The organism is Mycobacterium neglectum (genome assembly GCF_002591975.1).
GTDB lineage: Bacteria > Actinomycetota > Actinomycetes > Mycobacteriales > Mycobacteriaceae > Mycobacterium > Mycobacterium neglectum.
The window spans coordinates 1-11,441 of record NZ_NVQE01000081.1 but is presented as its reverse complement, the minus strand read 5'-3'; the positions used below and the strand labels follow the sequence as shown (position 1 = coordinate 11,441).

General features: G+C 64.7%; 12 protein-coding genes. All 12 read left to right on the top strand.

What is annotated here, in order from left to right:
• The first annotated feature begins 224 nt into the window (after nt 1-224).
• Nucleotides 225-554, top strand: a complete 330-nt coding sequence (hypA, locus tag CSQ99_RS30030) for a hydrogenase maturation nickel metallochaperone HypA (RefSeq protein ID WP_099042617.1) — start codon at nt 225-227, stop codon at nt 552-554.
• A 2-nt stretch (nt 555-556) separates the two neighbouring features.
• Nucleotides 557-1,444 carry a hydrogenase nickel incorporation protein HypB gene (gene hypB, locus CSQ99_RS30025; protein WP_099042616.1) on the top strand — a complete coding sequence of 296 codons (888 nt, stop codon included), beginning with the start codon at nt 557-559 and terminating at the stop codon, nt 1,442-1,444.
• 116 nt (nt 1,445-1,560) lie between these two features.
• Nucleotides 1,561-2,616, top strand: a complete 1,056-nt coding sequence (locus CSQ99_RS30020; RefSeq protein ID WP_099042615.1) for an NADH-quinone oxidoreductase subunit B family protein — start codon at nt 1,561-1,563, stop codon at nt 2,614-2,616.
• A gap of 29 nt (nt 2,617-2,645) precedes the next feature.
• The gene (locus CSQ99_RS30015) at nt 2,646-4,442 is read left to right on the top strand and encodes a nickel-dependent hydrogenase large subunit (RefSeq protein WP_099042614.1); all 1,797 of its coding nucleotides are present in this window, start codon (nt 2,646-2,648) and stop codon (nt 4,440-4,442) included.
• Between the two features lie 3 nt (nt 4,443-4,445).
• A complete protein-coding gene (locus CSQ99_RS30010; RefSeq protein ID WP_099042613.1) occupies nt 4,446-5,408 on the top strand; it encodes a NifU family protein in 963 nt (320 codons plus the stop codon).
• A complete protein-coding gene (locus CSQ99_RS30005; RefSeq protein ID WP_099042612.1) occupies nt 5,408-6,064 on the top strand; it encodes a DUF5947 family protein in 657 nt (218 codons plus the stop codon). The genes CSQ99_RS30010 and CSQ99_RS30005 overlap by 1 nt, the downstream gene beginning before the upstream one ends.
• A 10-nt stretch (nt 6,065-6,074) precedes the next feature.
• Complete coding sequence (locus CSQ99_RS30000) at nt 6,075-6,743, top strand: DUF6084 family protein (RefSeq protein WP_099042611.1); 669 nt, start codon at nt 6,075-6,077, stop codon at nt 6,741-6,743.
• A complete protein-coding gene (locus CSQ99_RS29995) occupies nt 6,740-8,122 on the top strand; it encodes a hypothetical protein (protein ID WP_099042610.1) in 1,383 nt (460 codons plus the stop codon). The genes CSQ99_RS30000 and CSQ99_RS29995 overlap by 4 nt, the downstream gene beginning before the upstream one ends.
• Nucleotides 8,119-8,241, top strand: coding sequence for a DUF6893 family small protein (locus tag CSQ99_RS31950; protein WP_425437897.1), 123 nt, complete (start codon nt 8,119-8,121; stop codon nt 8,239-8,241). Before CSQ99_RS29995 ends, CSQ99_RS31950 begins: the two co-directional genes overlap by 4 nt.
• A 22-nt stretch (nt 8,242-8,263) precedes the next feature.
• Nucleotides 8,264-8,764 carry a hydrogenase maturation protease gene (locus tag CSQ99_RS29985; RefSeq protein WP_099042609.1) on the top strand — a complete coding sequence of 167 codons (501 nt, stop codon included), beginning with the start codon at nt 8,264-8,266 and terminating at the stop codon, nt 8,762-8,764.
• A gap of 3 nt (nt 8,765-8,767) precedes the next feature.
• Nucleotides 8,768-9,046 (top strand): HypC/HybG/HupF family hydrogenase formation chaperone, encoded by a 279-nt coding sequence (locus CSQ99_RS29980; protein ID WP_099042608.1) that lies wholly within the window; start codon nt 8,768-8,770, stop codon nt 9,044-9,046.
• A partial coding sequence (gene hypF / locus CSQ99_RS29975; RefSeq protein ID WP_141562751.1) for a carbamoyltransferase HypF occupies nt 9,043-11,441 on the top strand: 2,399 nt, incomplete at its 3' end. The genes CSQ99_RS29980 and hypF, both read left to right, overlap by 4 nt.

The following is an 11,441-nucleotide window of genomic DNA, read 5'->3' as shown; positions in this document are numbered from 1 at the left end:
CCGCCCGGCTCCTCAAAGTGACGACGAGCAAGTCCGACCACGCCACCAGAGCCCGCATCCCCAAGCGCGCACAATCACATGAGGCAACGAAACCACCCTCGCGCGCATCTTGACATGAGGCAACACGACGCCGAGTTGTGATCGGTTGGGCCGTGTCGAGGGATTTTGCGTGTGGGAACCTCCCCGGGCCTATCGTGGGGTCATCCCGGCCGAAACGGGGCAACATGCACGAGATGGCACTGACGCAGAGTGTTGTCGATGCGGTGTGCGAACACGCCGCGGGCCGTCGAGTCCACAGCGTCAAGCTCGAAGTCGGTGCGCTGTGTGCCGTTGTCCCCGATGCGATGACGTTCTGCTTCGAACTCGCCACCGAGGGGACCGTCGCCGACGGCGCCAGCCTCGTGGTCGATTTGCGTCCCGGTGAGGCACGCTGCCGCACCTGCGACACCAGTTTCGAGTTGAACGACCTGATCTTGTTGTGCCCCTGCGGCAGTGCCGATGTCGACGTGACCGCCGGCCGCGACTTGAAGATCCTCTCGATGGAAGTGAGTTGAGCATGTGCGCAACCTGCGGATGCGGCGATGACGGAGCAACGATCACGGCGATGTGGGGGCACTCCCCTGGCAAGCTGGGGGCCCACCCGCCCGATGGGCCCACGCGCGCAGCGCAGGGGAGGCAGGGGGACGCTCGCGCGAAGAGTGGACAACCGCAGTCGGGCAATGGCCATCCGCATGGCCACACCCATCCTCACGATCACGATCACGAACACCCGCACACCGAGACCATCTCGCTGGAGCAGAAGGTTCTCGCGAAGAACGACGTGCTGGCCGAACAGAACCGGCAGTGGCTGGCCGAGCGCGGGATCCTGGCGTTCAACATGACCAGTTCGCCCGGTGCGGGCAAGACGACCCTGCTCGAGCGCACCATCCGCCACCTCGGCTCGCAGCGTCAGATTTCGGTGATCGAAGGTGATCAGGAGACGCTGCTCGACGCCGAGCGAATCACCGCCGCCGGGGCTCGTGCGGTGCAAGTCAACACGGGCGCGGGTTGCCACCTCGACGCCGAGATGATCGACCGTGCGCTGCATACCCTGGCGCCCGACAGCGGCTCGTTGCTGTTCATCGAGAACGTCGGAAACCTGGTCTGCCCCGCGCTCTTTGATCTCGGCGAGCACAGCAAGGTCGTGGTCATCTCGGTGACCGAAGGAACCGACAAACCGCTGAAGTATCCACACATGTTCGCCGCGGCGGGACTGGTGCTCATCAACAAGACCGACCTAATGCCGTATGTCGATTTCGATCTCGATCGTTGTGCGCAGCATGCGCGTTCGGTCAATCCCAGCGTCGAGATCCTACCCGTCTCGGCTACCAAAGGGGACGGATTGGATGCCTGGTTCCAGTGGATTGACGCGCGCGCAAATGAACTGCGTGTGACCGTCGCTTAGGTGTGATTGACAACACACTTGTGCCGGAGTAGACCGAGAACTAGCGACGCGCAAGTGGGCCGAAGGGCGACTCCTGCGCCGCAGGGATCCCAGCCCGATCCCGGAAAGCCGCAAGTATGCTAAGTGAAGCTGCCCAAAAAGCGGAAGAGACATTGATCCACGTTCTGTGGATCAACGCCGGCCTCAGTTGTGACGGCGATTCCGTGGCATTGACAGGCGCCACCCAACCAAGCATCGAGGAGATCGCGCTCGGTGCACTTCCCGGTTTGCCTCAAATCGCGGTGCACTGGCCGCTGATCGACTTCGAGTGCGGACCGACGGGTGGGGCGGACGACTTCCTGGAATGGTTCTTCAAGGCGGACCGCGGCGAATTGGAGCCGTTCGTACTGGTCGTCGAGGGGTCGATCCCGAACGAGAACCTCCATCAGGAGGGGTATTGGTGCGGGTTCGGCAATGACCCGGCGACCAACCAGCCGATCACCACCAGTGAGTGGCTCGACCGACTGGCTCCGAAAGCCACCGCGATCGTCGCCGTCGGGACGTGCGCGACGTACGGCGGCATTCACGCGATGGCCGGGAACCCGACCGGCGCGATGGGTGTGCCGGACTACCTCGGCTGGGACTGGAAGAGCAAGGCCGGGATCCCGATCGTGTGCGTGCCGGGCTGCCCCATTCAGGGCGACAACCTCTCCGAGACGTTGACCTACCTGCTTTACATGGCGACCGGGCAGGCGCCGATGATTCCGCTCGATGACGCACTCCGGCCACAATGGCTGTTCGGCGCCACGGTGCACGAGGGGTGCGACCGGGCCGGCTACTACGAGCAGGGTGATTTCGCGACCGAGTACGGCTCGCCGAAATGCATTGTGAAACTTGGTTGCTGGGGACCGGTCGTCAAGTGCAACGTGCCGAAGCGCGGCTGGATCAATGGTGTCGGCGGCTGTCCGAACGTTGGCGGCATATGCATCGGCTGCACGATGCCGGGCTTCCCTGACAAGTTCATGCCCTTCATGGACGAGCCTCCTGGCGGAAAGATCTCCACGACCGCGTCAGGCCTATACGGCTCGGTGATTCGCAATCTGCGTCACATCACCGGAAAGACGGTCGACAAAGAGCCGAAGTGGCGGCATTCGGGCAAGGAACTGACCACCGGAGCGAAGCGCACCTGGTAAGTGCGCATCGCAGAGAAAGGCAAAACTCAATGACAACCACAGTTCCCGGACCCCAGCACACCAAGAAGGACCCGAGCACGCTCGTTGATATGTCGTGGGATCCGATCACCCGCATCGTCGGCAGCCTCGGCATCTACACCAAGATCGATTTCGAAAACCGTGAGGTGGTCGAGTGCCACAGCACGTCGTCGATCTTCCGCGGCTACTCGATCTTCATGAAGGGCAAGGACCCGCGCGACGCGCACTTCATCACCAGCCGTATCTGCGGGATCTGCGGCGACAACCACGCCACGTGCTCCTGCTACACGCAGAACATGGCGTACGGCGTCAAGCCGCCCAATCTCGGCGAGTGGATCGTCAACCTCGGCGAGGCCGCGGAATACATGTTCGACCACAACATCTTTCAAGAGAACCTCGTCGGCGTCGACTACTGCGAAAAGATGGTCTCCGAGACCAACCCGGGTGTCTTGGCCAAGGCCGAGAACACGCTTGCCCCGAACTCGGATGCGCACGGCTACCGCACCGTCGCCGACATCATGCGGGCGCTGAATCCGTTCACCGGCGAGTTCTACCGTGAGGCATTGGTGGTCAGTCGCTGGACGCGCGAGATGTTCTGCCTCATGGAGGGCAAGCACGTCCACCCCTCCACGCTGTATCCGGGCGGTGTCGGGACCGTCGCAACCATCCAGCTGATGACCGACTACATGACGCGCCTGATGCGCTACGTCGAGTTCATGAAGAAGGTCGTCCCGATGCACGACGATCTCTTCGACTTCTTCTATGAGGCGCTGCCCGGCTACGAGCAGGTCGGCTTGCGGCGTACGCTGCTGGGCTGCTGGGGTTCCTTCCAGGATCCAGAGGTCTGCAACTTCGCCTACAAAGACATGGAGAAGTGGGGCAACGCGATGTTCGTGACCCCGGGCGTCGTCGTCGATGGCAAGCTGGTCACCCATTCGCTGGTGGACATCAATCTGGGCATCCGGATCCTCTTGGGCAGTTCGTATTACGACGACTGGACCGATCAGGAGATGTTCGTCCGCAATGATCCGCTGGGCAACCCCGTCGACCGGCGTCACCCGTGGAATCAGCACACCAACCCGAGACCCCAGAAGCGCGACATGGAGGACAAGTACAGCTGGGTCATGTCGCCGCGGTGGTTCGACGGCAAGGACCATCTGGCGCTGGACACCGGCGGTGGCCCCCTGGCCCGGCTGTGGAGCACCGCGCTCGCCGGCCTCGTCGATATCGGCTATGTGAAGGCGACGGGGCGCAGCGTACAGATCAATCTGCCCAAAACCGCGCTGAAGGGCCCGGTCTCAATGGAGTGGAAGATCCCCGAACACGGGAGCAACACGCTGGAGCGCAACCGGGCGCGGACCTACTTCCAGGCCTACGCAGCGGCGTGCGCGCTGCACTTCGCAGAGCAGGCGCTGATCGAGATCCGTGCCGGGCGCACCAAGACGTGGGAGAAGTTCACGGTGCCCGACGAGGCCATCGGTTGCGGCTTCACCGAGGCGGTCCGCGGTGTGCTCAGCCACCACATGGTGATTCGGGACGGCAAGATCGCCAACTATCACCCCTATCCCCCGACACCGTGGAACGCCAACCCACGTGACAGCTACGGAACTCCGGGTCCGTACGAGGACGCGGTCCAGGGTCAACCGATCTTCGAGGAAAACGATCGGGACAACTTCAAGGGCATCGACATCATGCGGACGGTCCGCAGTTTCGACCCCTGCCTGCCCTGCGGAGTACACATGTACCTCGGTGACGGGAAGACACTCGAGAAACTGCACTCACCGACCCAGTCCGTGACTGGGGAGTAATACATGGCCTCGACAGGACAACAAAGCCCGGAGGCACTCGACGACGAAACGCGGTGGCGTTCAGCAGGTGATCGAATCCAGAACCTGCTGGACGCCAGCGCGGGCAGCGGAACGGTTGTGCGTGAGCGCGCCGAACAACTCGCCGCCGAGCTGACCGACCTCTACGGGGCTGCGCTCGAGCGGATCATCTCGGTCACTGTCGAAACAGCCCCGGAACTGGTCGATCGATTCGCGGCCGACGAACTCGTCGCCAGTCTCATGCTCGTACACGGGCTGCACCCACACAGCCTGGAGCGCAGGATCTCCGATGCCCTCGACAGTGTCCGCCCGTACCTGGGTTCACACGGCGGCGATGTCACGCTGCTCGAGGTCGCAAACGGCCAGGACGGGCCGGTGGTCCGACTGGAGTTCGCGGGCAGTTGCAAGAGCTGCCCGTCGTCGGCGATCACCCTCGAATACGCCGTCGAAGACGCCGTGCGTGCCGCAGCCCCGGAGATCACGTCGATCGATGTCGTAGCCGCGCAACCGGACTCCGCAACACCGTCGAGCCTCATCTCGGCGGATTCGCTGATGAGCCGCGTGCACGACAAGGAGACCAGCGCCGCCGCCTGGTACCCGATTCCCGACATCGGGGATCTCGGCGCGGGCGAGGTGGGCGGATTCCTGATCGCAGGGGTGCCCATCCTGGCCTGTCGCGTCGGTGACGATCTGTTCGCCTATCGCGATCGGTGCGGCCGGTGCCACGATTCGATGGCCGGCGCTGCTCTGCACCGCCCGATGGGCGCGCCCATCGGGCAGGCGGTCCTCCGATGCCCACGCTGCCAAGCACATTTCGACGTGGTGCACGCAGGAGCAGGCCTCGACGAAGACGCCGAAACCGCGGTTCACCTCGACCCGATCCCCCTACTCCGGCGCGACGGTGTGCTGTCGGTCGCGGTGCTCGCCGAGCCCACCGGGGTGATGTGATGACGGGCCCAAGTGCTTACGACGTACTGGCACGCATCCGGGCCAACAAGCGTCCCGCGTCGCAAGACGGCGAACGCTGCGAGATGTGCGCCGAGCCGATCAGCGATGAGCACCAGCATGTCGTCAACGTCGCGGCGCGCCAACTGATGTGCACCTGTCGCGGCTGCTACCTGCTGTTCACCGATCCGGAGGCCAAGCTCCGATACCGCGCGGTGCCCGACCGGTACCTCACCTTCTCCGACTTCACGCTGGACCGGCGCGCCTGGGAGGCACTGCAGATACCCGTCGGGCTGGCGTTCTTCTTCCACAATTCCGACATGGACAAGACCGTTGCCTTCTATCCGGGGCCGGCCGGTGCCACCGAGTCCGAACTCGACCTCGACGCCTTGAGCAGCATCAGCGGTGCCGACAGCCGACTGGACATGCTCGCCGACGATGTCGAGGCGCTGCTTGTGCGCGTTCCCGATCGCGACCACGCCGATCCAGAACTCAACGCCCCCGCCGAGTGCTATCTGGTTCCCATCGACGCCTGCTACGAGTTCGTGGGCCGACTGCGAATGTTGTGGCGGGGCTTTGACGGCGGCCACGAGGTCCGCGAATTCGTCGACGAATTCTTCGAGCAGATCAGGGCACGCAGCAAGGTGGCCAGCACATGAACGGATCAGAGTGAGCAGTCTGACGTTCACCGTCGCAGACGTTGCCGCAGAGCAGTTCTCGGTGACGCCTCGACTGATCGCGCGCATCGGCATCGTGGCCGGTGACGACGAACCGATCCAGGCCATCGCGCTGCGATGCCAGATCCGCATCGAACCGCTGCGGCGGCCCTACTCCGATGACGAGGCCGCGGGCCTGCACGACCTGTTCGGTCCACGCGAGCGGTGGGTCAACACGCAACGCACATTCCTGTGGCAGCACAGCACCGCCATGGTGCAGGGCTTCACCGGCGCCACCGAGATCTCGCTGCCACTGGATTGCACCTATGACTTCGAGGTCGCGGCGTCCAAGTATCTTCACGCGTTGCGCGATGGGTCCATACCGCTGTTGTTCCTTTTCAGCGGAACGGTTTTCGTCCAGGGTGAGCGCGGATTCTCAGTCCGCCAGGTTTCGTGGGAATGCGAAGCCCAGCACGATATGCCGGTGACGGTCTGGAAAGACCTGACGCGACTGCACTATCCGAATGCCGGCTGGGTGCGACTCGGCCACGACACCGTCGCCGCGCTGGCCGCCTACAAGTCGGCCCGCGGCATGCTCGACTTCGAGGATGCGGTCACCACGCTGCTTGCCGAGGCGCCGCAGGTCACGGTGCCGATCCCGCAACCCGAGGAGGCCCGGTGACGCCTACCTGGGATCGGGCCCGCGCCATCGCCGACGCGGTGCTCTACGAGGGGTACCTGCTGTATCCCTACCGAGCGACGTCGGCCAAGAACCAATCCCGCTGGCAGTTCGGCGTGGTGGGGCCACCCGGCGCGTCCGATGCCGGCATCGGCGAAGACGACTGCCTGGCCGCCCAATTCCTGATCGACGGGGACAGCGAACTGACCCTCATCGTGCGCTTTCTCCAGTTGCAACATCGAAACGCCGAACGCGACATGGGCGGACGATTCGAACCCGTCGACGAGCTGACCAGCGGGTTGAAATCATGGGTCACCTGGGATGAGGCCGTCGAATGCGAGCTCTCCTTCGGGCCCTTCGACGTCGCCGACCTCACACCACCGCGGACCTTGGAGGTCAAGGTCCCCGACGGCCGAGACACCGAGGACGTCGACGGCGGCCGGCTGATCAGGACCAGGGCGGCGATCACCGCCGAACTCACCATCGCGGTCCAACAAGACGACAGCTTCAACAAGGTCAGCGTCTCGGTCAACAACACCGGCCCGGCCACAACAGACAAAGACGCGGCCATCGCCACGTCGCTGATCGGAACACACATCATCGCCGAAGTGGTTGGCGGAGAGTTTATCTCCCTGCTCGACCCGCCGGAGTCCGCGGCCGGCCCAGTATCCCGCCTCGTCCAGCACCGCTGCTTCCCGGTGCTCGCCGGACGACCGGGCGAACACGACCTGTTGCTGATCTCGCCGATCATCCTCTACGACCACCCGGAGATCGCCGAACAGAGCGACGGCGCTCTTTACGACTCCACCGAGATCGACGAGATCCTCACGCTCCGCGTCATGACGATGACCGATGAGGAGAAGGCGCAGGCGCGGGCCACCGATCCACTGGCGGCGGCCATCATCGACCGGTGCGACTCGATGTCGCCCGAGGCCATGCAGCAGTTGCACGGCATCCTGCGCAACCCGCATGCCGGGCAGACAGACAACCCGAGGCACGACGAGTTGGACGAGCAGATGCGGACGGCAGGACTGATCCCGGAGATCCCAGAAGGCGTTGACTGGTGGGATCCGGTGGCCGACACTGCGGTCCGTCCCGACCTCGACGCCGTACTCGTCAACGGAGTGCGGGTCGCGGCGGGCAGTCGAGTCCGTCTGCGGCCGTGTCGCCGCGCCGACGCACAGGACATCTTCTTCGCGGGTAAGACCGCCCGCGTCACGTCCGTGCACGAGGACGTCGACGGCCAGCAGTACGTGGGCGTCATCGTCGAGGACGATCCAGACTTCGAGATGCCCGACTCATACGGCCGTTACCTGTACTTCGCGCCGGACGAGGTCGAACCGCTCGATTCACAAGTAGTCAGCCCAGATAGGAGTTCATGATGGATGTAATTGGTTGGGTAGCAACCGGTGTCGTCGCTGTTGTCGTAGTGGGAGGAGTGGTGGTCGGGCTCCGTTCCATCCCGGATATGCGGCGATACATGAAGATGCGGAACATGTAGTTCTCGTCAGTTCGTCAACCAGATGACAGCCCGCATCCTGGTCGCCGGAATCGGCAACATCTTCCTCGGAGACGACGGCTTCGGACCCGAGGTGATGCGCCATGTCATCGGGCAGGTGCCCGACGGACTCAAAGATGGGGTGCACCCGGTGGACTACGGGATCAGGGGCATGCACCTCGCCTACGACCTTCTCGAGGACTGGCGTGCGCTTGTCCTCGTCGATGCATTGCCCGATCGCGGGGCGCCAGGAACAATTCACGTGTTCGAAGCCGATCACGAAACCCTTTCGCCTACCGCCGGTCTCGAAGCGCACAGTATGGACCCGGCCGCCGTGTTCGCGACGCTGCGGGCGCTGGGCGGCACTCCGCCGCAGACCATCGTCATCGGCTGCGAGGTAGAGAACATCGACGAGGGCATGGGCCTGTCGGCACCGGTGAGCGCCGCGGTGCCGCGGGCCGTCGTGACCGTCAACGAGGTCCTCGCCGACCTGGCCACCCGCGCAACCGCTCATGCGGAGGGCTGACCGATGTGTCTGGGCATCCCGGGGCAGGTCGTCAGAATGCTCGAGGGCTACGGCGACCAGTTGGCGTTGGTCAACGTCGCTGGCCAAGACCGCAAGGTGAACATCGGCATGCTTCCCGAGGAGACGTTCGACGCCGGCGACTGGGTGATCATCCACATGGGGTTCGTGGTCGAGAAGACCGACAAGGACGGCGCCGACAAGGCGATGGCCGGCCTGGAGATGATGGGCAGGGGCTCTCAACCGGAAGAAGACCCCAGCCAGGATCGTCAGGCGTTTCCATGACCGGCAGGCGCAGGCTCCGTGTCTGCGTGCACGGCGTCGTGCAAGGGGTTGGGTTCCGACCCTTCGTCTACGCGCGCGCGGCGGCGCTTGGCCTGTCGGGATCCGTACGCAACGACAGTTCCGGTGCCGTCATCGAAGTGGAGGGCGATGCCGGCCAGATCGACGACTTCCTCAGCAACCTGCGCAACCGGCCGCCGCCGCTGGCCGTCGTCGAGGCGATCGAAACTCGAGATATCGCGGTCGTCGGCGGCACCGGCTTCACCATCGCGGACACATCACAATCATCCGGGGGCCGCACGCTGGCCTCCCCCGACGTCGCCATGTGTGTCGAATGCGCCGCCGAGCAGCGTGATCCGATGAACAGGCGCTACCGGCACGCATTCGTCAACTGCACCAATTGCGGCCCGCGATTCACCATCATCGGCTCGCTCCCCTACGACCGCGCGTCAACGTCGATGGCGCCCTTCACAATGTGCGCCGAGTGCGCAGTTGAATACCGCGACCCGGGCGATCGACGATTCCACGCGCAGCCGGTGTGCTGCTCGAACTGCGGCCCCACACTTCGCTACCGAGACCGCACTGACCACACGACCGAGTCAGCGGCCGCGTTGCGGCAGACACGGCGGGTACTGAACGACGGCGGCATCGTCGCCGTCAAGGGCATCGGCGGGTACCACCTCGCCTGCGATGCCGCCAACGAAAGTGCGGTGGCCGAGCTGCGCACGCGAAAGCGGCGCGGCGACAAACCGTTCGCGGTGATGGTGGCGGACATCGCGACTGCACGCACCATCGCCGAGATCGACGACGGGTCGGCGCGGCTGCTGTCCGGCGCACAGCGGCCGATCGTACTGGTGCCGCGGCGCACGTGTGCCGCGGTGGCGCAGGCCGTGGCCCCGCGCAATCCAGACCTCGGCGTCATGCTTGCCTATACCCCCCTGCACGCACTGCTATTCGGGTTGCCCGGAGACGAGCCCGGCCCGGCCGCACTCGTGATGACATCGGGCAACCTCGGTGGTGAGCCGATCTGCTTCGCAGACAGCGATGCACTGGAACGACTTTCGCAGCTCGCCGACGGCTGGCTGATGCACGACCGGGAGATCCTGATCCCGTGCGACGACTCCGTCGTACGGGTCGTTGACGATGCCGAGTTGCCGATCAGACGTTCCCGCGGATACGCACCGATGCCCGTCGCGCTGCCGGTGGCCGTCGGGCCGACCCTCGCAGTCGGAGCCGACCTCAAGAACACACTGGCCGTGGCCGACGGAAAGTACGCCTGGCTCAGCCAACACATCGGCGACATGGACGACCTCTCGACGTTGTCGGCGTTCGACTCGGCACGACAACACCTGGAGGCACTCACCGGAGTGCAACCGGACGTGCTTGTCGCCGACGCCCATCCGCTGTACCGGTCGACCGCCTGGGCACACCGCAACGCTGCAGGCCGTCCCGTTCGGACGGTTCAGCACCACCACGCGCATATCGCCTCGGTCATGGCCGAGCACGGTCTGGACGGATCGCAGCCGGTACTCGGATTCGCCTTCGACGGAACGGGCTACGGGCCCGACAACGCGGTGTGGGGCGGTGAGGTGCTGCTCGCCGATTACAAGGGTTACCGGCGCCTTTCGCACCTCAAGTATGTGCCGTTACCCGGCGGGGACGTCAGCGTCCTGCGGCCGTACCGGATGGCACTGGCGCACATGTGGGCTGCGGGCCTGCCCTGGGATCGGGACCTGGCACCCGTGCGGGCATGCCCGACAGACGAGCAACGCGTACTGGTCCACCAGCTCGAGACCGGTCTGGGTTGCACTCCGACGTCCAGCATGGGACGGCTGTTCGACACCATCGCGGCACTGGCCGATGTCCGCCAGGTCGTCGCATACGAGGCGCAGGCGGCCATCGAGCTGGAGGGGATGTCCCGTGACGCCACCTGTGGCACAGCCCCTTACCAGTTCGCCGTCGACCTCACGCAGACACCGGCGGTGATCGATCCGGCACCCGTCGTCGCCGCGGTCATCGCCGACACCCGGTGCGGGGTGGCCGCAGGTGTGATCGGCGCCAGGTTCCATCGGGCAGTCGCGGATGTGATCGTTCGAATGGCCGCCGCGCTGGTCACCGACATGCCGACCGTCGCGCTGTCGGGCGGTGTGTTTCAGAACGCACTTCTGCTGCGCCTGACCATGTGCGGTCTGCAGGACAAGGGTTTCGACGTGATCACTCACCGTTTCGTGCCACCGAACGACGGCGGGATCGCGCTGGGCCAGCTGTTGGTGGGGTGCCTCTCTATTTGTCAAGAGGCGTCTGCGAGTGCTTCCGAAGATGTTCGAATGGTGCGGTCTTCGTCGGCGAGCATGATGCGCCAGAGATGCCCCGCGAGATGCCGTTTGAGCGCGCGGGT